Annotated in this window: 23 protein-coding genes and 1 tRNA gene; 15 read left to right on the top strand and 9 right to left on the bottom strand. The window is 69.4% G+C overall.

Annotated elements, in window-relative coordinates; translation table 11 throughout:
• Positions 1-6 precede the first annotated feature (6 nt).
• Complete coding sequence (locus R0145_RS05130) at positions 7-384, bottom strand: hypothetical protein (protein WP_317839345.1); 378 nt, start codon at positions 382-384, stop codon at positions 7-9.
• Here R0145_RS05130 and R0145_RS05125 point away from each other — a divergent pair.
• Positions 374-607, top strand: coding sequence for an FMN-binding protein (locus R0145_RS05125; protein WP_317839343.1), 234 nt, complete (start codon positions 374-376; stop codon positions 605-607). The two genes, R0145_RS05130 and R0145_RS05125, sit on opposite strands and share 11 nt — an antisense overlap.
• 132 nt (positions 608-739) lie before the next feature.
• Here the strand turns inward: R0145_RS05125 and R0145_RS05120 are convergent, their stop codons facing one another.
• The gene (locus R0145_RS05120; protein ID WP_317839342.1) at positions 740-1,852 is read right to left on the bottom strand and encodes a S49 family peptidase; all 1,113 of its coding nucleotides are present in this window, start codon (positions 1,850-1,852) and stop codon (positions 740-742) included.
• A 386-nt stretch (positions 1,853-2,238) separates the two neighbouring features.
• On the opposite strand from R0145_RS05120, the gene R0145_RS05115 reads away from it, so the two are divergent.
• Genes R0145_RS05115 through R0145_RS05105 form a run of 3 tightly spaced genes read left to right on the top strand, consistent with a single transcriptional unit; the run spans position 2,239 to position 4,862 of the window.
• On the top strand, positions 2,239-3,129 hold the full coding sequence (locus tag R0145_RS05115) for a MetQ/NlpA family ABC transporter substrate-binding protein (protein ID WP_317839341.1): 891 nt from the start codon (positions 2,239-2,241) through the stop codon (positions 3,127-3,129).
• 3 nt (positions 3,130-3,132) lie between these two features.
• A complete protein-coding gene (locus tag R0145_RS05110) occupies positions 3,133-4,209 on the top strand; it encodes a methionine ABC transporter ATP-binding protein (protein ID WP_317839339.1) in 1,077 nt (358 codons plus the stop codon).
• Entirely contained in the window at positions 4,206-4,862 is a 657-nt protein-coding gene (locus tag R0145_RS05105) for a methionine ABC transporter permease (protein WP_317839338.1), read from the top strand. The genes R0145_RS05110 and R0145_RS05105 overlap by 4 nt, the downstream gene beginning before the upstream one ends.
• Before the next feature lie 73 nt (positions 4,863-4,935).
• Here R0145_RS05105 and eno read toward each other — a convergent pair whose 3' ends face one another.
• Positions 4,936-6,204, bottom strand: a complete 1,269-nt coding sequence (gene eno / locus R0145_RS05100; protein WP_317839336.1) for a phosphopyruvate hydratase — start codon at positions 6,202-6,204, stop codon at positions 4,936-4,938.
• 273 nt (positions 6,205-6,477) lie between these two features.
• Here eno and R0145_RS05095 point away from each other — a divergent pair, with 273 nt between their 5' ends.
• From R0145_RS05095 to R0145_RS05045, 11 genes are all read left to right on the top strand, one after another.
• A complete protein-coding gene (locus tag R0145_RS05095) occupies positions 6,478-7,494 on the top strand; it encodes an ATP-binding cassette domain-containing protein (protein WP_317839335.1) in 1,017 nt (338 codons plus the stop codon).
• Entirely contained in the window at positions 7,494-8,315 is an 822-nt protein-coding gene (locus R0145_RS05090; protein WP_317839334.1) for an ABC transporter permease, read from the top strand. Before R0145_RS05095 ends, R0145_RS05090 begins: the two co-directional genes overlap by 1 nt.
• A 302-nt stretch (positions 8,316-8,617) precedes the next feature.
• Complete coding sequence (locus tag R0145_RS05085; protein ID WP_317839333.1) at positions 8,618-9,415, top strand: DUF72 domain-containing protein; 798 nt, start codon at positions 8,618-8,620, stop codon at positions 9,413-9,415.
• Between the two features lie 11 nt (positions 9,416-9,426).
• On the top strand, positions 9,427-10,242 hold the full coding sequence (locus R0145_RS05080) for an ATP-binding cassette domain-containing protein (protein WP_317839332.1): 816 nt from the start codon (positions 9,427-9,429) through the stop codon (positions 10,240-10,242).
• Entirely contained in the window at positions 10,214-11,050 is an 837-nt protein-coding gene (locus R0145_RS05075) for an ABC transporter permease (RefSeq protein ID WP_317839331.1), read from the top strand. The genes R0145_RS05080 and R0145_RS05075 overlap by 29 nt, the downstream gene beginning before the upstream one ends.
• Positions 11,051-11,192: 142 nt before the next feature.
• Positions 11,193-12,647, top strand: coding sequence for an NAD(P)/FAD-dependent oxidoreductase (locus R0145_RS05070; RefSeq protein ID WP_317839330.1), 1,455 nt, complete (start codon positions 11,193-11,195; stop codon positions 12,645-12,647).
• A 2-nt stretch (positions 12,648-12,649) separates the two neighbouring features.
• Positions 12,650-12,829 carry a hypothetical protein gene (locus R0145_RS05065; RefSeq protein WP_317839329.1) on the top strand — a complete coding sequence of 60 codons (180 nt, stop codon included), beginning with the start codon at positions 12,650-12,652 and terminating at the stop codon, positions 12,827-12,829.
• A 302-nt stretch (positions 12,830-13,131) separates the two neighbouring features.
• Positions 13,132-13,935, top strand: coding sequence for a MarR family winged helix-turn-helix transcriptional regulator (locus R0145_RS05060; protein WP_317839327.1), 804 nt, complete (start codon positions 13,132-13,134; stop codon positions 13,933-13,935).
• Positions 13,932-14,921, top strand: coding sequence for an ATP-binding cassette domain-containing protein (locus R0145_RS05055; RefSeq protein ID WP_317839326.1), 990 nt, complete (start codon positions 13,932-13,934; stop codon positions 14,919-14,921). Before R0145_RS05060 ends, R0145_RS05055 begins: the two co-directional genes overlap by 4 nt.
• Positions 14,918-15,745, top strand: coding sequence for an ABC transporter permease (locus tag R0145_RS05050; protein ID WP_317839325.1), 828 nt, complete (start codon positions 14,918-14,920; stop codon positions 15,743-15,745). Before R0145_RS05055 ends, R0145_RS05050 begins: the two co-directional genes overlap by 4 nt.
• Positions 15,746-15,773: 28 nt before the next feature.
• Complete coding sequence (locus R0145_RS05045) at positions 15,774-16,181, top strand: ACT domain-containing protein (protein WP_317839324.1); 408 nt, start codon at positions 15,774-15,776, stop codon at positions 16,179-16,181.
• Between the two features lie 70 nt (positions 16,182-16,251).
• On the opposite strand, the gene R0145_RS05040 is transcribed toward R0145_RS05045, so the two are convergent.
• The 6 genes from R0145_RS05040 to R0145_RS05015 all read right to left on the bottom strand — a co-directional run bounded on the left by R0145_RS05040 (position 16,252) and on the right by R0145_RS05015 (position 20,878).
• Positions 16,252-17,382 carry an endonuclease/exonuclease/phosphatase family protein gene (locus R0145_RS05040; RefSeq protein WP_317839323.1) on the bottom strand — a complete coding sequence of 377 codons (1,131 nt, stop codon included), beginning with the start codon at positions 17,380-17,382 and terminating at the stop codon, positions 16,252-16,254.
• A gap of 152 nt (positions 17,383-17,534) precedes the next feature.
• The gene (locus tag R0145_RS05035; protein ID WP_317839322.1) at positions 17,535-18,017 is read right to left on the bottom strand and encodes a hypothetical protein; all 483 of its coding nucleotides are present in this window, start codon (positions 18,015-18,017) and stop codon (positions 17,535-17,537) included.
• Positions 18,018-18,290: 273 nt separating this feature from the next.
• Entirely contained in the window at positions 18,291-19,502 is a 1,212-nt protein-coding gene (locus tag R0145_RS05030) for a MarP family serine protease (RefSeq protein WP_317839321.1), read from the bottom strand.
• Between the two features lie 390 nt (positions 19,503-19,892).
• Positions 19,893-19,968: transfer RNA gene (locus R0145_RS05025), tRNA-Lys, on the bottom strand.
• A 141-nt stretch (positions 19,969-20,109) separates the two neighbouring features.
• Entirely contained in the window at positions 20,110-20,406 is a 297-nt protein-coding gene (locus R0145_RS05020; protein WP_317840148.1) for a co-chaperone GroES, read from the bottom strand.
• A 79-nt stretch (positions 20,407-20,485) separates the two neighbouring features.
• Positions 20,486-20,878, bottom strand: a complete 393-nt coding sequence (locus R0145_RS05015; protein ID WP_317839320.1) for a DUF3618 domain-containing protein — start codon at positions 20,876-20,878, stop codon at positions 20,486-20,488.
• Positions 20,879-20,967 lie beyond the last annotated feature (89 nt).

Here is a 20,967-nt window from a genome sequence, read left to right as displayed (position 1 = left end):
CTGGATTCACAGACCTGGCAAAGGCTCCCGCCGTTGTCTTGACGGTGCCAGCACATCACGCCTGGAAGGAACCACCATGAAGATCGTCAAGCCCGCTGCCATCGTCGGAGCCACTGTCGCCGCCGTCGCGGGGGTCCTGGCGCTCAACCCGACGTCCCACTCCGTCACCGCAGAGGCCGGCTCGACCGGCTCCACCGACACCGGCGGTTCGTCCGCCGGCACGACCCCCTCCGGCTCGAGCAGCCCCAGCGCCTCGAGTTCTAGGTCGTCCTCGGGGTCGTCCTCGTCCGGCTCCTCGTCGTCCTCGTCCAGTTCCTCCAGCTCCGGCAGCAAGACGGCGACGGGCTCGTCCGTCTCGACGCCGTACGGCAGTATGCAGGTCAAGGCGACCGTCAGCGGCGGCAAGATCACCGACATCCAGTGGGTCCAGCTGCCGAGCGACGGCCACTCCCAGCGGATCAACAGCTACGCCGCACCGGCCCTGGTCCAGGAGGCGCTGCAGGCGCAGTCCGCCCAGGTCGACGGGGTCTCCGGGGCGACGTACACCTCGGGCGCCTTCCAGCAGTCCCTGCAGTCCGCCCTGAGCAAGGCCGGGTTCAAGGCCTGACGCCGAGCCCGAACACCCGTGACGGCGTGCCGGCGGTCTCCGACTGACAGTGCCCGCCGCGGCACCGAAAAACCCGTGTCCTACCGGTGAGGTTGGACACCGGTGGGAGACGGGGATCGGCACCGGGAGGGATCAGCCGCAGAAGGCGGCGACGTCACCCTGATAGGCGAGGACCTGCGGGGCGCCCGAGCAGAGCCGGGCGGTGGCCCGGGCCGCCTGGCCACCCTCCGGCTTCGCGGCGGGCGCGACGCCGGGGACCCGGACATCGGCGCCGAGCAGGGAGGAGAGCAGGCCCGGCGAGGCCACCTGGGCCACCCGGGTGTCGGCCGGATCGACCCCCGCCAGAGTGGCGAACTCCCGGAAGGCCTCGTCCTGGCCGCCGACCGCATCGGCGTACTTGTTGGCCACCGCGGTCTGCCCGTCGAACATGTGGGCGCCGTAGGTGTCCTTGATGGTGTCCACCGGGATCCCGCGGTGCTCGGAGACCCAGTCGACGAAGGCGTCGTACTCGATGCCGAGCATGGTCATCCAGACCTGCCGCTCCTCGGGGGTGATGTCCCGGTAGGGACTACCGAAGTCCTTGTCCCGGCCCATCGAGAGGTATTCGTACGTCACCCCGCCCTGGGTGGTGACGCCCGATTCCAGCAGGGTGCCGGTGGTACCGGTGATGTCCTTGTAGCGGGCGAAGGGCCCCGAGACCACCCCGACGCTGCCGATCAGCGAGCCGTGGTCGGCGATGATCCGGTCGGCGTTGGCCATCGTGTACATCCCGCCCGAGGCGGACATCCCCTCGACGTGGGCGAACACCTTCTTGCCCGTCCGGGCCCGGTATCGGTCCACGGCGTCGGCGATCGCCCGGGAACCGGTGATCGAGCCGCCGGGGGTGTTCATCAGCAGCACGATGCCATCGGCGTCCTTGGCGGTGAGCTGGTCGATCGTCCGGGCCACCTCGTAGCCGTACGTGCCGACGGTCAGCCCCAGGCCATCGGAGGTGTCGGCCATGATCGTGCCGGTGATCGGGATGGCGCGCAGGGTGTGCTTGGCGGTGGGAGAGCCCCAGATCGTCTGCAGTGACGCACTCCTGCCGACCCCGCTACTCAACGGTACGACGACCAGGGTGAGGGTCGAGAGCAGTGCGCCGACGATGCCGAGGGCCAGCACCGCGACGCCGAGACCGAGACCGGCCCCGGCCCCCAGACCGAAGCCGTGCCGGAACGGACCGACCGGCCGCGGCGGGACGATCACCGGTCCTCCGGGTGCCGGTGCCGACGGAGCCCCCACCGATGCCACCGACCCGGCCGGCGGCTGCGGCGGTGGCCAGCTCGCCGGGTCCGTGGGCGCCGGTCCGACCGGCTCCTCGGACGGCGAATCGTGGTCGGCCTGGTCGGACATCGGGGTCCCTTTCGACGGTGACGCGGGCACGGTCAGCGTATCCGTCGGTACGGTCATCCGGGCTCCGCACGGTACTACCCGTCGCCCGGCGTACCGGGCTGGTCCCATCGCAAAACATAATAAAAAGCAATGGGTAACATGTGCTAGCGTTATGCCACGCCGGGTTCGACACCTCCCGGCGAACGGTCACGCCGACCAGTATGACGCGCATGACGCGCACTTCAGAAGATTGGAGACAGATGTCTTTCCGAAAGATCGCGGCCGGGTTCTCCGTGCTGCTCGTGCTGCTCGCCGCGGCCTGCTCGTCCGGCAGTGGCGCCCCGGCGGGAGGCGGTTCCTCGGCCCAGGCGACGGTGAAGATCGGCGTCGCCGACGGCGGTGAGCCGTACTGGCAGGTCTTCAAGCAGAAGGCCAAGGACGCGGGGATCACCGTCGACTTCGTCAACTTCAGCGACTACAACCAGCCGAATCCGGCGCTGTCCCAGAAGCAGCTCGACCTCAACGAGTTCCAGCACCTGCAGTACCTGGCGCAGTACAACGTGAAGAACAACGACACCCTGACGCCGATCGGCGCCACCGCGGTCTACCCGCTGCCGCTGTACTCCACCAAGTACAAGACCCCCGCCGACATCCCCGCCAACGGCAAGGTCGCCATCCCGAACGATCCGACCAACCAGGCCCGGGCCCTGCTGGTGCTGCAGTCCGCCGGCCTGCTCACCCTCAAGAACGGCGGCAACTCGCTGTCCACCCCGGCGGACGTCGCCACCTCCAAGGTGACCGTCGTGCCGATCGATGCCAGCCAGACCGCGCAGAACCTGCCGAGCGTCGAGGCCGCCGTGGTGAACAACAACTACGCCACCGCCGCCAAGCTGTCGAAGGACAACATCATCTACGCTGACGACGTGAACGCCGATCAGTACAAGCCGTACATCAACGTGTTCGTCGCCCGCGCCGCCGACAAGGACAACCCCACCTATCTGAAGCTGGCGCAGCTCTACCACGATCCCGAAGTGGAGGCGGCGATCGTGAAGGATCTCGGCGGTGACGGCGTCTTCAAGACCAACTCTGCCACCGATCTCCAGGCCACGCTGAAGAGCATCCAGGACAACATCGCCCAGGCCGGAAAGTAAGTGATGCCCACCGACACCGTCACGAAGGCGAGTGCGCAGGGGGCCGGATCGGCCATCCGTTTCGTCCACGCCACCAAGCGGTTCCCCGGTGGGACAGTAGCCGTCGACGATGTCAGCTTCGACATCGTCGGCGGCTCTGTCACGGGGGTGATCGGCTACTCGGGCGCGGGCAAGAGCACCCTGGTCCGGCTGATCAACGCCCTGGAACGGACCGACGAGGGCCAGGTGTTCGTGCACGGCCGCGACCTCACCGGCGCCTCCGAGTCGGACCTGCGCAAGGTCCGCTCCGACGTGGGGATGGTCTTCCAGCAGTTCAACCTGTTCAACTCCCGTACGGTGGCCGGAAACGTGGGCTATCCGCTGCGGCTCGCCGGCGTGTCCAGGGAGCAGCGGAACGCCCGGATCGCCGAACTGCTGCAGTTCGTCGGCCTCCAGGACCTGGCGGGCCGCTACCCCGGACAGCTGTCCGGCGGTCAGAAGCAGCGGGTCGGGATCGCCCGGGCGCTGGCAACCCGACCCAGCATCCTGCTCGCCGACGAGGCGACCAGTGCCCTGGACCCGGAGACGACGCAGGGCGTGCTCGCGCTGCTGCGCCGGATCAACGAGGACCTCGGCACGACGATCGTGGTGATCACCCACGAGCCCGAGGTGGTGAAGTCGATCTGCGACCGGGTGGCCGTGATGGAGAAGGGCAAGGTCATCGAACAGGGGGACGTTTACGACGTGTTCGCCGACCCGCAGCACGAGGCCGCCCGCGGCTTCGTGCACAGTGCGCTGCGCGACCTGCCCGACGAGGAGACCCTGGAACGGCTGCGCAGCCGCCACTCCGGGCGCCTGGTCACCATCAAGGTGGTCGAGTCAGCCGACGGCGCGTCCGGTCTGCGCGACGTGTTCGACCTGCTGCAGGACCGGACAGTACGGGCGACCGTGGTCCACGGTGGGATCCAGGAGGTGGCCCGACGTCCCTTCGGCTCCCTGACGTACGAGTTCGTCGGCGACGCGGCGGATGTGGATGCCCTGGTCGCCCGGCTGAGGGCCCGCACCGAGGTCACCGAGCACGGGAACGGGAACGCACGATGAACTGGGACCTCCTCGGGCCGACCTTCGTCTCGGCCCTGCAGCAGACCATGGCAATGGTGCTGTCCACCCTGGTCATCGGCGGACTGCTCGGGCTCGCCGTCGGGGTGGCACTGTTCGTCACCCGCGCCGGCAACCTCTACGCCCAGCCGGTCGTGTACTGGATCCTGAACGTCGTGGTGAACATCGTCCGGCCGATCCCGTTCATCATCTTCATCACCGCCGTGGGACCGCTCACCCTGCTCGTGGTCGGCACCACCATCGGCACCTCGGCGGCGATCTTCCCGATGTCCTTCATGGCGACGTTCGCGATCGCGCGGGTGGTGGAGCAGAACCTGGTCGCGGTGGATCCGGGGGTGATCGAAGCCGCCCGGGCGATGGGCGCCGGACGGCTGCGGATCATCCTCACCGTCCTCGTCCCGGAAGCGCTGGGGCCGCTGATCCTCGGCTACACCTTCATGTTCATCGGCATCGTCGACATGTCGGCGATGGCCGGCACCATCGGTGGCGGCGGGCTGGGTGACTTCGCCATCACGTACGGCTACCAGCAGTTCAACTGGGTGGTCACCTGGATCACGGTGGCCGTCATCGTGGTGATCGTGCAGCTGGCGCAAGTCCTCGGCAACTGGGGTGCGCGCAAGGTCCTGCGCCGCTGACGTCGCGGCTCGCCGCCCCCGCGGAAGACGGCGAACGCCGACGACGGGGACGGGGGCCGACGAGGAGGACGACCTACCGGACCAGACCGTACGACAGCTCCGGCCGCTCGGTCTGGATCCGGATCAGCCGGTTGTACTTGGCGACCCGCTCACCGCGGGCGGGGGCGCCGCTCTTCAGCTGGCCACACCCGGTGGCCACCGCGAGGTCGGCGATGAAGGTGTCGGGGGTCTCCCCGGAGCGGTGGGAGATCATCTGCCCGTAGCCGGCCTGGTGGCAGATCCGCATCGCGTCGAGGGTCTCGGTGACTGTACCGATCTGGTTGAGCTTGATCAGCGACGCGTTCGCGATCCCGTCGGCGATGGCGGCCCGGATCAGCTCCGGGTTGGTGCAGAAGTTGTCGTCGCCGACCAGCTGCACCCGCTCGCCGAGGACCGCGGTGAGCTCCTTCCAGCCGTCCTGGTCGTCCTCACCCAGGCCGTCCTCGATGCTCCAGACCGGGAACCGCTCGATGATCGCCCGGTACCGTTCGATCAGCTCACTGCTGCTGAAGACGGTCCCGTTGACCCGGTAACTGCCGTCGGCCTGGCGGAACTCGGAGGCAGCCGGGTCCAGGGCGATCCCCACCCCGGCCGATCCGGTCGGGTAGCCGGCGTCGCCGATGGCGGCGACGATCAGCTCCAGCACATCCTCCGGTTCGGCCAGATCGGGCGCGAACCCGCCCTCGTCCCCCAGCCCGGTGGCATGACCGCCGGCGGCCAGCCGCTTGCGCAGCGCCTGGTAGACCTCGGCCCCGGCCCGGACCGCCTCGGACAGCGACGGGGCGCCGAGCGGGCAGATCATGAACTCCTGGAAGTCCAGCGGGTTCGGTGCATGCACGCCACCGTTGAGGACGTTGAAGCAGGGCACGGGCAGCCGGGCCGGCCGGCCGACACCGGGAAGCCAGACGTGCAGTGGCCGGCCGACGGCCGTGGCCAGGGCTCGGGCCACGGCCATCGAGGTGCCGACGATCGCGTTGGCACCGAGCCGGGCCTTGTTCGGGGTGCCGTCGAGGTCCCGCATCGCCAGGTCGACCTCGGCCAGGTCCTGCCAGGATCGGCCGGCCAGTCCCGGGCTCAGCACCGTGTTGACGTTGGAGACGGCCGTCAGCACCCCGGCGCCGCCGAACCGGGCCGGGTCTCCGTCACGCAGCTCCACCGCCTCGCGGCTGCCGGTGGACGCCCCGGAGGGGACGCCCGCCTCGGCCACCGTGCCGTCCGCGAGCGTCACGGTCACCTGCAGGGTGGGACGCCCGCGGGAGTCCAGCACCTCGATCGCCTGCACCTGGTTGATCTCGAAAGCCATCATCGGCCCCTTTCGCATCGCCGGCCCCACCCTGGGGTCGTACGGCGTGCGCAGCCGCGCCGGAGGCTGGGGCCCGGAGAAAAAGGGTCCCCACCGTCGCGTCCAGCCAGGCTGTGCACGAGGTAGGGACTGTTGGCCGTAGACACGGCAGTTTGGGTCGGGCGAGCCCCACCGCCCGAGGCCGACTCTACTCCCGGTGGGAGTCCGCAGGGACAGGCCGGTGAACCTGCGATGGGGGTACTCCTCCGGGCGAGGATGAGGCACCCTGGAACGGTGATCACTGCTCGAGGCCTCACCCGGACCTTCCGCCGCGGGAAGGATGTCGTCGAGGCGGTCCGGGCCATCGACGTCGACGTACGGGAAGGCGAGATGGTCGCCTTCCTGGGACCGAACGGCGCCGGGAAGTCCACCACCCTGCGGATGCTCACCACCCTGCTGACGCCCACCGCCGGCACCGCCGAGGTGGCCGGCTACGACGTGGTGACCGATCCGGCGAGCGTACGCGCCCGGATCGGCTATATCGGCCAGGGGACGGGCGGCGGCTACTCCTACCGCGTCCTCGACGAGCTCCACAACCAGGGCCGCTTCTACCATCTGCCCGCCACGGAGTACCGGCAGCGGGCCGCCGACCTGATGGAGGCCCTGGAACTGACCGGACTCGCCAAACGCCGGGTGCAGTCGTTGTCCGGTGGGCAGCGGCGCCGGCTCGATGTCGCACTCGGGCTGATGAACCGCCCGCCGCTGCTCTTCCTCGACGAGCCGACCACCGGCCTGGACCCGCAGTCCCGGGCCAATCTGTGGCACCACATCACCGCGATGCGGGAGCACTACGGGATGACACTGGTGCTGACCACCCACTACCTCGACGAGGCGGACAGCGTGGCCGAGCGGGTGGTGATCATCGACCACGGCCGGATCGTCGCCGACGCCACCCCGGAGGTGCTCAAGCGGGACTACGCCGACGACGTGATCACGCTGCGGGTGGCCGCCGTCGATCACGCCGATCCGGCCGCGATCCGCGCGGCGCTGCCGGACACCCTCGGCAGCGTCGCGGTGGATCCGGTCGACCCGCCCTCCAGGACGGACGGATCGCTGTCCGACGGATCACCGCCGGACGGGTCGCTGCGCGCCACCATCTCGACCGCCCACGGCGACCGGGTGCTGCCGGCGGCGATCGAACGGCTCCGGGCCGGCGGCCTCACGGTGACCGCCGCGGAGCTGGCCCGGGCCAGCCTCGACGACGTCTTCCTCAATCTCACCGGCCGCAGCCTGCGCGAGGAGACCACCTGATGACCACGCCCTCGGTGACCACGACGTCGAGCACACCGACGGACCTGCGGAAGCTCGTCGGCGACACCGCCGCGGTGTTCGTCAGGGAGATCCTGCTGTTCCTCCGCGACCCGTTCTCGCTGGTGTTCTCCCTGGTGCAACCGCTGGTCTTCCTGGCGCTGTTCGGGCCACTGCTCGGCGGCGCGTTCGGCGGGATGGGCGGTCCCGCCGGGACCGGCGCCGGCAGCACCCTGCAGTGGTTCGTGCCCGGCGTGATCGTGATGATCAGCCTCTTCGGGACGTCGATGACCGGGTCGAACCTGCTCTACGAGCTGATGACCGGATCGTACGAACGGGTGCTCGCCACCCCGCTGGACCGCTCGGCGATCCTGGTCGGGCGGTCGCTGAAGGAGTTCGCCCCGCTGTTCGTCCAGGGCCTGATCATCGCGATCGCCTGCGTGCCGTTCGGCTTCCGGCTGTACCCGCTGCAGCTGCTGGCCGGTCTGGTGCTGCTGGGGGTTTTCGGGGTCGGGGTCGGCGCCCTGTCGTACGCCCTCGGCCTGGCGAGCAAGGGCCGCGAGTGGATCTTCTGGGGTGTCCAGCAGACCCTGCTGTTCCCGCTGCTGATCCTGTCCGGGATGATGCTGCCGCTGGAGGCCGGACCGGCCTGGATGCGGTTGGCGTCCCGGTTCAGCCCGCTGACCTACATCGTCGACGCCGAACGGGCCCTGGCCGGCGGCACGTTCGCCAGCACCGCCGTGCTGTGGGGCGTGGTCGCTGCGGTGCTGACCGCGGTGGTCGGCATCGCCGTCGGGATCCGGAAGACCCGGACGACGATCTGAAGGGTGACCCGGTGGACCCAGAACCGCGCCACGGGAGTCGCCGAGCCGGTCAATAGGTACCGTCCTGCAGCGGCACCGTCGTCGACCGCATGGCGTACGACGTTCCAGGCTCGCGGCCATTCCGGCCACTCATCCAGCAGAACGGCTCCGGGCACTCGGGTGATGCGGATCGGATCGGCCTCCAGAATTGCACGCTCGTCGGGATCATCCAGGTGCAGGATCGTGCACAGTTCCGCAGCGCCGCGATCCGGCGGCATCCTGGTCACACAACGGGACACCAACGAGAGCAGGGGGCAGGCCCCATGCAGGACATCGCACTGGCGCCTGGCGAGGTGCGGATCGGCACCTCGGGGTGGAGCTACGACGACTGGCGCGGCGTGCTCTATCCGCCGGGCACGCCGGCCTCGCGTCGTCTCGAGGTGTACGCGGAGAGCTTCGACACCGTGGAGCTCAACGCCAGCTTCTACCACTGGCCGCACGCCGACACGTTCCGGGCCTGGCGGGCCCGGGTGCCGGCCGGATTCCTGATGACGGTGAAGGCGCCCCGGGGCCTGACCCACGCCCGCCGGCTGGACGCACCGGAGGAGTGGTCCGCGCGCCTCGACGAGGGTCTGTCCGCGCTGGGCGACCGCTGCGGCCTGCTGCTGCTCCAGCTTCCTCCCGACCTGGCCCGCGACGACGAGCGGCTGGTCCGTACGCTGCGGGCGATGCCCGCCGGAACACGGGTCGCGGTCGAGCTGCGGCATCCGTCCTGGCTGCACGACGACGTCTTCTCCTTGCTGGAGCGTCACCGGACCTGCTACTGCATCATGAGTGGCGCGCACCTGCCGTGCGAGCTCCGCGTGACCGCGGAGACGGTGTATGTACGCTTCCACGGGCCGGATCCACAGCAGCTCTACGTCGGCAGCTACAGCGACGATGCCCTCGGCCGGTGGTCGCAGCGCATCGTCGGATGGCGCTCGGCCGGTCACTCGGTGGTCTGCTACTTCAACAACGACGGCGCGGGCAACGCGGTCCGGGACGCGCGGCGACTACGGGCGATGGTGTCCGCGGCCGCCGGGTATCGTGGATCGGCGGGGGGACGTGTTGGTTCGGCCTGATGGGGTGGAGCATGACACCAGAGGAATTGTCGATCCCCGCGATCGAATGTGAGCGGCTGACCCACCGCTACGGCGACCTGATCGCGGTGGACGATCTCAACCTGCGGATCGAACGTGGCGAGATGTTCGGCCTGCTCGGCCCGAACGGCGCCGGCAAGACCACCACCATCCGCGTCGTCAACACCCTGGTCCCGGTGCAGGAGGGGCGGATCCGGGTGTTCGGCATGGATGTGATGCGCCGGGCGATGGACGTACGCAGCAATCTGGGCTACGTCCCGCAGCAGTTGTCGGTCGAGGGCGCGCTCACCGGCCGGCAGAACGTGATGTGGTTCGCCCGGCTCTACGACGTGCCGCGACGTGAACGCCGGGAACGGGTGGCGGAGGCACTGGCCACCATGGGCCTGAGCGACGTCGCCGACCGGCTGGTGTCGACGTACTCCGGAGGCATGGTGCGACGACTGGAGCTCGCCCAGGCCCTGGTCAACTACCCCTCGCTGCTGATCCTCGACGAGCCCACCATCGGGCTGGACCCGATGGCCCGGGACTCGGTCTGGGAGCACGTCAGCGCCCTGCGTACCAGGCTCGGGATGACGGTGCTGCTGACCACCCACTACATGGAGGAGGCCGACACGCTCTGCGACCGGGTCGGCCTGATGCACCACGGCCGGCTGCAGGCCGTCGGCAGCCCAGACGAGCTGAAGGCCCGGTTGGGGCCGGAGGCCTCGCTGGAGGACGTCTTCCGCCACTATGCCGGGGCCGACCTCTCCGGCAACGTCACCGAACAGGGAGGTCTGCGCAATGTCAGACAGTCTCGCTCCGGCCGCTGAGCCGCTGGCGCGGCCCCTGGTCCAGGCCCCGCGCGGCTGGCACCAGGCCAGCGCGCTGATCCGGCGGGTCTGGACGTTCTGCATCGTCGAGATCCAGAAGCTCAGCCACGACCCGATCGAGCTCGGCACCCGAGCGATCCAGCCGGCCCTGTGGATGCTGATCTTCGGCCAGACCTTCAGCCGCCTGCGGGCGATCCCCACCGGACAGGTCTCGTACCTGGCCTTCCTGGCGCCGGGCATCGTGGCCCAGTCGGCGCTGTTCATCTCGATCTTCTACGGCATCATGATCATCTGGGACCGGGATGCGGGCATCCTGAGCAAGCTGATGGTGACGCCCAGCCCGCGGGCGGCGTTGATCGCCGGCAAGGCCTTCTCGGCCGGCGTCCGGGCGGTCTCCCAGGTGGTGGTGATCGTCATCATCGCCCTGCTGATGGGGGTGGCGATCAACCTCAACCCGTTCAAGCTGCTCGGCGTGGTGGTCGCGACGGTCCTCGGGGCGGCATTCTTCTCCTGCCTGTCGATGATCATCGCCGGGATCGTCCGGGTGCGTGATCGGCTGATGGGCATCGGCCAGGCGATCACCATGCCGCTGTTCTTCGCGTCGAACGCGCTCTACCCGATCGACATCATGCCGGCATGGCTGCGGGTGATCAGCCGGATCAATCCGCTGAGCTACCAGGTGGACGCCCTGCGCGGACTGATGGTCGGCACCCCGGCGAACCTCCTGCTCGACTTCGCGGTGCTCCTCGTCGCCGCGGCCCTCGGCATCTGGGGTGCAGCCGTGGCGCTGGAACGCCTCGTACGGTAGGCCGGCGCCGCGGCGGGCACGGACGCCGTGCTGCCGACCACGGCCGATCACGCCCCGTGCCATCGCGGCATCAACACCCTGCCCCGATACCCCACGGGGCATAGTGTTGCTCCGGTAAAGGCGCCGGCAGAAGGAGACGCAGATGGCAGACGTAGTCATTCTGGGAGCGGGGGTGTCCGGTCACACCGCAGCGTTGCACCTGAAGCGGCTGGTGGGCCGTCGGCACTCGGTGACGGTCGTGTCACCGAACTCGGAATGGAACTGGATCCCCTCGAACATCTGGGTGGGGGTGGGTGAGATGGCCAAGAGGGACGTGGTGTTCCCGCTGGCCCCGGTCTACGCACGCAAGCACATCGGCTTCCGCCAGGCCAAGGCGGTCGCGATCCGCCCCGACGGCGATCAGGACGATTCCCGCGGCGCGGTGGACATCGAGTACACCTCCCCCGACCGGGCCGGGACGACCGAACGCCTCCGCTACGACTACCTGATCAATGCCACCGGTCCGAAGCTTCGCTTCGACGCCACCGAGGGGATGGGGCCGAACGGCTACAGCCAGTCGGTGTGCACCGCGGACCACGCCGTCGCGGCGAGCGAGAAGCTGCGCGACGTGATCGAGGTGCTCCGGACCGGCAAGCGGCAGACGCTGGTGGTCGGCATGGGGCATGGCACCTGCACCTGCGAGGGTGCCGCGTTCGAGTACGTGTTCAACGTCGACCACGAGCTGCGGGAGGCAGGTGTTCGCGACCTTGCCCGCGTGGTGTACCTCACCAACGAAGCCGCCTTGGGCGACTTCGGCGTGGACGGCATGGTCTTCGACCAACAGGGGTTCCAGACCACCAGCGAGCTGTGGACCGGTTCCCTGTTCCGCGAGCGCGGCGTCGAGGCGATCCTCGGCGCGCACGTGTCGAAGGTCGAGGAGCGGGTAGTCCACTACGAGACCCTGGACGGCACCTCCCACACTCTCGACTTCGACTTCGCCATGCTGCTCCCGCCCTTCGGCGGTGTGCCGCTGAAGGCCTACGACGCGGACGGCGGCGACATCACCGGCGAGCTGTTCGCTCCGTCCGGCTTCATGAAGGTGGACGCCGACTACACTGTCAAGCCCTACGCGGAGTGGCGCGCGGAGGACTGGCCGACCACCTACGCCGCTGTCGGCCACGACAACATCTGGGCGGTCGGGATCGCCTTCGCACCGCCGCACCAGATCTCGAAGCCGCGTACGTCCCCCAACGGGACGGTGATCGCCCCTTCACCGCCGCGCACCGGCATGCCGTCGGGAGTGATGGGCAAGACGGTCGCGATGACCATCGCCGATCGGATCAGGCGCGGCGGCGACGCCGAGCCGCACACCGCATCCATGGCCCGGATGGGTGCGGCCTGTGTCGCGTCCGCCGGTACCGGCCTGACGAAGGGCTCGGCGGCCGCGATGACCATGCTGCCGGTGGTGCCGGACTACCAGCGCTTCGCCACCGGACGGGACGAGCGCGAGACCCGCGGCGAGCTGGGCCTGCACGGCCACTGGGTGAAGCTGATGCTGCACTACCTGTTCCTGTACAAGGCCAAGGCCTACCTTGGCTGGCGATTCATTCCGGAGTGACCATGACGCAACTCACGATGTCCGAACCCAGCCACGGCGGCGCCCCGATCGTCGACCTGTCGAGAGCCCCACTCCCCACCCGGGCGACGCTGCGGAGGCGTCGCAACATCCCGCTGCAGTTCCTGCGCTTCGTGGCGTTCGACCTGCGGATCATGCGGATGGTGATCAAGGGTCATCACTGACCATCCGCGTCGAGGTAGCTTGACGCCGGCCGACGTACGCGTCCGGGCCCCGGTGTTCCCTTCCGTCCTTTGGTGGGGAGGGAACACCGGGCAACGCGAGCCCCCTTCCGTGTGTCGCCGAACGGCATCGCAGACCACACTCCACAAGTGCACAGGACCCTGAGGAAGTAAGAAGGGTCCTGTTGACTTTCATCAGGCCCCTTCACATACTTGTGAAGGGGCCTTCGTACGTGAGGTCCCCGACGCCACCCACGGAGCCCCGACCGGGATCCGTGACAGGGCTCTAGCGAAAGGAGACCATCATGGTCGACGACACCGGGCAGCAGCCCGAGGACACCCCGCCCGAGGGGACTCCGGGCAACGACACCCCGCCCGAGGACACCCCGGGCAACGACACCCCGCCCGAGGACACCCCGGGCAACGACACCCCGCGCGACGAGCAGCCGCGCGACGACACCCCGCGCGACGAGCAGCCGGGCAACGACACCTCCGACGTCAATCTGGTCGGCCGACTGCTCTATCTGTTCGTCCTGCTGCGCCGCGGCGAGGCACGCGTACGCCACGGCAGCAAGCCCGGACCCGGTCTGCTGCAGGGACAGGGACGGGTGCTGCGGCTGCTGTCGCTGCACTCCCCGGTGGCCCAGAAGGACCTGGTCTACCTGCTCGGCATCCGCTCCCAGTCCCTGGGCGAGCTGCTCGGCAAACTGGAGGCCCAGGGCCTGGTGCGCCGCTCGCCGAACCCCGATGACAAGCGGACCTACGTCGTCGAGATCACCGAGGCCGGTCGGCGTGCGGTCGAGGACCAGGACGTGCACGTCGACGACCCGTTCACCGTGCTCGACAGCGAGGAACGTCGGCACCTGGCCGAGCTGCTCGATCGGGTGATCGAGGTGCTGGAGCGCCAGTTCCCCGGTGGCCTCGACCAGCGCCTGCGGATGATGCGCCAACTGTGGTTCGGCGACGAGAACGACTTCGGCCCCGGCTCCGGCCCCTGGGACGGTGGACGCGGAGGGTTCGGCTTCTGGTTCGGCGGCGGCCCGGGCGGACCCTGGTTCGCCGGGCAGCACCGTGGCCGTGAGGGCCGTGAGGATTGGAGGGAACGATGAACGATGTCCTGGCAGTAGAGGCCACCCGTCTGGTCAAGCATTTCGGCGCCACCCGGGCCGTCGACGGGGTCGACCTGCGGGTCCCCGCCGGCAGCGTCTACGGCGTGCTCGGGCCCAACGGCGCCGGCAAGACCACCACCATCTCGATGCTCGCCACCCTGCTGCGCCCCGATGCCGGGCGGGCGACGATCTTCGGCCACGACGTGGTGCGCGAGCCCCACATCGTCCGCCAGCTGATCGGGGTCACCGGGCAGTACGCCTCGGTCGACGAGAAGCTGTCGGCCACCGAGAACCTGATGATCTTCGCCCGGCTGCTGGGTCTGTCTCGCCAGCAGGCGAAGACCAAGTCCGTCGAACTGCTGGAACGCTTCGGCCTGACCGAGGCCGCCTCCCGTCCGCTGAAGAACTTCTCCGGCGGCATGCGCCGGCGCCTCGATCTGGCGGCGTCGCTGATCTCCCAGCCGCCGCTGATCTTCCTCGACGAACCCACCACCGGCCTGGACCCGCGGACCCGCGGGCAGATGTGGGACACCATCCGCGATCTGGTGGCCTCCGGATCGACGGTGCTGCTCACCACCCAGTACCTCGACGAGGCGGACCAACTCGCCGACCGCATCGCGGTGATCGACCGCGGCACGGTCGTGGCCGAGGGCACCGCCGACGAGCTGAAGGGCTCGGTGGGCAGCGCCTCGCTGATCCTGCGGCTGGCCGACCCGGATGACACCGCGCCGGCGCAACGTACGATCCACGCCGTCCTGGGCACCCCGGGTGTCGCCTCCCCGGAGGCGGCCCGGATCACCGTGCCGATGTCCGACCCCGATCGGGTCACCGACCTGCTGGTCCGCTTCCGCGACAACGGCATCCGGCTGACCGAGTTCAGTGTGCAGAAGCCCACCCTCGACGAGGTGTTCCTCGCCATCACCGGCCACGAGACCACGCCCGACGCGGCCGATGACGAGGAGTCCGACGAAAGGATCCCCGCATGACGACCACCATCACCGTCCCCGAGCGAACCCTCCCGCTGGAGCGCCAACTGCGCCCGCACGCCGATCTGCAGCAGACCCTCGCCAACTCGCTGACCATGGCCTGGCGCGGTCTGGTGAGGATCCGGCGGACGCCCGAACAGCTCATCGACGTCACCCTCCAGCCGATCATCTTCACCCTGATGTTCGCCTACATCTTCGGCGGAGCGATCGCCGGCAATGTGTCCACCTACCTGCCGCAGTTGATCCCCGGCATCCTGGTGCAGACCGTGATCACCACCTCCCTGGTCACCGGCACCCAGCTGCGCGAGGACATGGACACCGGCGTCTTCGACCGGTTCCGGTCGCTGCCGATCGCCCGCATCGCCCCGCTGGCAGGGGCACTGCTGGCCGACACCGTGCGCTACGCCCTGGCCACCACCCTGACCTTCGCGATGGGCTACGTGCTGGGCTACCGCCCAGCCGGTGGGCTCGGCATGGTGGTCCTCGCCGGGCTGCTGGTGATCACCTGCTCCTGGGCGATCAGCTGGATCTTCGCCTTCCTCGGCGTGGTCGCGCGCAGCGCCTCCAGCGTCCAGGGCATCTCGATGCTGGTGCTGTTCCCGCTGACGTTCCTGTCCAACGCGTACGTCCCGGTCGACACCCTGCCGTCGGCGCTGCGCTGGTTCGCCACCGTCAACCCGATCTCGCACCTGATCACGGCCGTCCGCGGCCTGGCGAACGCCGCCCCGGCCGGGGCCGACGTGCTGCTCTCACTGCTCGGCGCCGCGGTGATCGTGGCGATCTTCGCCCCCGTCACCGTCCGCGCCTACATGCGGCGGGCCTGAGGCGGACGGACTGCGGCACCATCGGACCATGACCACCGGGATGACCGATCTTGACCAGATGCTGCGGACCCTGGACGCGACCGCACGAGCCGGGGAGTACGTCTTCGCCGTCGTGCCGCCCGGGCATCCCGCGGTCCCCCTCGCCTCGGCGACCGTCGTCGAGGACGAGGGGCTGACCGTCGTGCTGGCGCGTGAGGATGCCGATCGCCTGGGCGTCACGTACGACTTCGTCGCGGCCTGGATCACCCTGACCGTGCACTCGGCGCTGGAGGCCGTCGGGCTGACCGCGGCCTTCTCCCGGGCGCTGGCCGAGGCGGGGATCAGCTGTAACGTGCTGGCCGGCTTCCACCACGATCATCTGCTGGTCCCGGCGGGAGAGAAGGACCGGGCGATGTCCGTGTTGCAGGCCCTGCGCCGGAGCGCCGGCGGCGCATGAGCGCCGGCCGGTGACGGCGGCGGCCACGATCGCCCCGATCTCCTGACCCCGTCCCCGACACCCGGGACAGTCAGGCCAGGTCGAGGTCGGCGTAGATCGCCGCATGGTCGGAGGCGGCCTGGATCGGCGAGGTCATCGTGTCGTAGTGCGGGAACAACGTGCCGTGTTTGCCGCCCCAGACTCCCATCCGGAAGATCGCGCCACCCAGGACATGGTCGTAGAGGGCCGGGGACAGCAGCACGTAGTCGATCTTCTGACGCGCGGTGCCGTTCGCGTACGTGCCGGGGCGGCCGTCGCTGACGAACGTGGGGTGGGTGGTGATGTCACGCAGATCGGTGTCGACGAGGAGAGGGCGCAGCGGGGCGCTGTCCGGGGTGTCGTTGAAATCACCCAGCACCACCACGTTGTCCCGGCCCGCTGCGCGGAGCCCTCGGTAGATCTCCGCGACCCGTACGGCCTGCCGGCGCCGGGTCGCGTCGTTGTCGGCCTGTCGGCCGTACCCCTTGGACTTCAGGTGGTTCACCAGCAGGGTGAGCCGGGACCCGCCGTCCAGCTCGACGGTGTATTCCGGACAGTCCCGGCTGAAGATGTGCCGGCCGGAGTCGTCGGAATCGTCGACGTGGGAGACGATGTCGACGATCCGGTGCGGCCCCTTCGCCAGCAGGCCCACGTCGATCCCGCGGTCGTCGTTCCCGTCGACCAGCATCACCCGGGGAAACAGCGGCTTCCCGTCGGCGGTGACCACCCCGGCATCGGTGAAGTGCTTCAACGCGACCCGGGAATCGGCCTCCACCACCGCCATGACATCCGCATCCACGTCGGAGATCACCCGAGCCGTGTGGGTCATCGCCAGCTCGTCGACCCGCTCCCGGGTCAGGTCCACCCAGCCGATCCAGTCCGCCCGACCGGACGCGACCACCTCCACCGGCGCCGGCGCAGCCGGTCGCTTCAGCAGCCTCCCCCGGACCTGTTGCAGGACGGCGAACTCGGCGGAGTCGGAGCGCTCCAGGCCGAGGGTGGCCAGATGCTGCAGGATCTCCGCCTTCACGTCGGCGGTGTACTCGGTCAGCCGCAACAGCGTGTTCACCCGTGCGTGGGCATCAAGGACCGGGTTGCCTCCCGCGGTCATCGGCTGGCTCATCGCCTTCGGCCGCTCGAACAGGTTCTCGACGTTGAACGACCCGATTCTGATCCTCGACATGATCCGCCCCCGGGAATCCGACCAGCGCCGACACGAGGTCGACAGCACAAGGCTAGGCCCCGAGCTCCCGCCGCCGGGAGAGGGCAGCTACCAGCGTCATCCAGTGTTCACCCGCCGGTCGCCTGCTGGTCAGCGAGCGCCCCGCGTCCGCGTCACCCTTCCCGACCCGGGTCCGTGGCACCCGGCGCCTGCCTTCCGGGGGCCTCGCCGACACGCTTGGCCAAGCCCTTGAGCATTCCGGTGGCCATGACGTGGTCAGCGGGCACGATGGCGGCCCGGTAGCCGACGTCGAGCCATCTCGGCCGGGCGAATCCCCGGCTGCGTATCAGCAACCGTGTGCCGCCCTCGCCGGTCGGGGCCAACCTGAAGGTCCACGCCCAGTCCAACTCGGCGTTGAGCTTCTTCGCCCATCCCGGAGGGAGATGTGTGCGTGAGTGCAGCACCAACACCCGTGGAGCGTCGGCACGCTCGACGACGAACTCCGCCGTACCCGGCGGACCGTCGGGGATCGTGTCGCCAGGGGTGAGTTTTCGTACGAGTCGGGGGTCGAGATGGTCAGCGCTGGGCCAGTTGGCGGGGAAGAACAGGGCATCGACCCAGCGCGGGGTGTACCAGCCGGCGCGGTGCCAACCCACCTGGGTCAACCACGGCCAGCAACCGTCCGAAGCGCATCGCAGACCTCCCGACACCCCATGTACTCATGACTGCCTCGGGAACCTGACACAGAACGCCGCGGATCCCTGATCGGAGGCCCGTCATCGAGCGGTTCGATCCACAGCGCCCGCCCGCTCGACCACGAACAAAGCGTATGACGAAAATGGTGCGAAATTCGAGAAGCCCATCGGTGATCCACACCCCCGGCCGAGCGGAGGCCGCACTGCAACCGGGTGACGGCCACCGCACGGGCCTCAGTTGCTGGCACAGGCTCCGCTGGGCACGGCGGCGACGTCGTCCGCGGCCCGGTCGACGAAGCCCGAGGTCTGGCCATCCGTCAGGGCGTAGCCCGTCCCGGGATCGGAGAGCGAGCGCGCAAAGACCGTCCCGGCCACCCTCCCGTCGCGGGTGAGGACGGGACCGCCGGAATCACCGTGCTCAACCGTGGCGCGCAGGACATAGATCGTGCGGGTGGTGCCCGGCTGGCCGTAGATGTTGGTGCCCATCGCCTCGAGGCTCCCGCTGACCCGACCCGGCAGCAGGGTGTACGAGCCGCCGCCCGGGAAGCCCGCGACAACGACGTCCGACTGGTCGGGCAGGGTCGACGTGGTGGTCAGAGCGCGCGCTGTCAGGCCGGGAATGTACAGCACGGCCAGATCGACGTCCGGATTGAAGGCCACCAGCCTGGCTCGGCGCGGGCGGCCCGTTCCGCCGACCTGCACGAGGAACTGGGTGCCTCCGGCGACGACGTGGGCATTGGTCACCACCCGTTCGTCGGAGGAGACCCAGCCGCTGCCGAGGATCTCGCCCCCGCAGCCGACCGACGTCACTTTCACCACGCTGGCGGACGCCGCGACCACGCCGGCCGAGGCGGTGATGCTGGAATCCGGATCGTGGGCAGGGAGCGTCGGCTCCGGCGTCGGCGCGACGAACACACGCGGGAATCCGGTGTCCTTCGCGATCCGACCGAGCCCCGAGGCCGCGCGCCGCAGTGGCGCGGGGATGAGCGCCTCCGAGGTGGTAACGGCGCGAGATCCGTCCATCGTCTCCGCCCACGCCGCAGGGGCGATGGGCCGGATCACCGCGGCGAGCGCACCGAGAACGAGGACGGCCGCGATCAGGGACCCGGTCATCCCCAACACGCGATCCCCCGTGTGCACCACCACGTTGTCGTGCGAACGCAGCCGGCGGGCCAGCCCGCCCAGCAAGGCCTGTCCCGCAGCAGCACCCACGAACACGAGCAGGACCAGGACCAGGGTCCGTTCGCCCGGCCCCAGTGCCTGGGCGGCCAGCCAGGATTGCACCTGCGGCCAGAACGACAGGGCGAGCGCCGCCCCACCGATCTCCCCGAGCAGACCGAGGCCGCCGGCGAGGAGACCGCGCCGCCACCCCCGGAGAGCCAGAGCCACCACGAGGAGCACGATCACCGCATCCAGGACAAGCGGCGCCCACGCAGGATTGACCATGGCCACATCGTGGCAGGAGGCGCCAAACCCTCAACGACCGTCGCTGCCCGGCGCGTACACACGCACGAAGTCGCGGACGCGCGACGCGTCCCGGGCGCAAGGTAGCTGTCGTCGAAGGGAATGGGTCGGTCACCTCGGCCGAGACCGCCGGACCGGCCGTCACATGCGCAGGCGTTCTCATGGGCCGATGCCGCGGTGCTGGAGATCGTCACGACCAGGATGCGCGCGGGAGGATCGAGTCTGGTCCCGAGGGATGGCCGACAGTCGTCCCGAACACCAGAACGACCCGGCCCCACGGCAGGGACCGGGTATCGTCCCGGGGATGAAACCGTGCAACGGCCTCGTCTTCACTGCGTGCAACGTCCGCAGAATCCGCGTCAACACGCCATTTGGTACACCGCCAGGGACTCGAACCCTGAACCCGCTGATTAAGAGTCAGCTGCTCTGCCAGTTGAGCTAGCGGTGCGCGCGAGTAGAAACTCTAGCAGGCGACCCCTGGCGCACCAAATCGGCGCTGTTCCGCGCTGCTCGACGTCAGGAGGTGCGACGGTCCGCCGTGCCTCACCAGCCTGGCGGGACTTTCCCCCCGGACAGAAGCACTTACGTATCAGAGGTAGAGCCCAGTGGCCTCGACGTCGACCTGCTCCGCGCTCACCGCGTGCAGGTCCCGCTCGCGCAGCAGGATGTAGTCCCGGCCCTTGAGCTCGACCTCGGCACGGTCCTCGGGATCGTAAAGCACTCGGTCGCCGACCTTCACGGACCGTACGTTCGGCCCGGAGGCGACCACCATCGCCCAGCTGAGCCGCTTGCCGATCGCGACGGTCGCGGGGATCACGATGCCGCCGCCGGAGCGCCGCTCCCCCGCCTCCCCCTCGGTGGACACCAGGACGCGGTCGTGCAGCATCCGGATCGGCAGGCCACTCCCGGCGGCCCCGTCGGCCGGTCCGGATGCGGTGGTTCCGGAGCTGTTGTCGGGCAACGCGTCAGCCCTTCTTCACGGTGACCTTGACCGGCCCGCCGGCGATCGCGGCGGCCTGCTTCTGCGCCACTCGCAGCGCCTTGCGCTTCTGGCCGCCGCGGACGATCCCGCGCAGCGTGACCATGGTCACCAGGACCCCCACGGCCGCGCCGGCGATCATGGTGACCCGGTCGATGCGTACGCCGTTGTCGTCGACGAACTGTCCCTTGATCGCCGAAACCTGGGTGTCGACGAAGGCCTTGGCCTGGTCGATCGTCTGGTTCTTGATGGTGGTCGGGTGCACTTCCTTGGCCAACTGCTCGATGGAGGCCTCCAACCGGGCCCGCGCCTCGGCGATCTCCGCCTTGATCTGCGACTCGGTCCGGGGGTACAGGCGCTCGCGGGTCTCGGTGGCCACTGTGACACTCCTCAGTCGGTGATGGTGGCGTACGCGAGCAGGCTCCCCAGCAGAAGAAATCCTGCCGGACAGGCTCCGGGACCGCGTAC

Source organism: Raineyella sp. W15-4, assembly GCF_033170155.1.
In the GTDB taxonomy this organism is placed as follows: domain Bacteria; phylum Actinomycetota; class Actinomycetes; order Propionibacteriales; family Propionibacteriaceae; genus Raineyella.
This window is presented reverse-complemented; position numbering and strand designations above follow the sequence as displayed.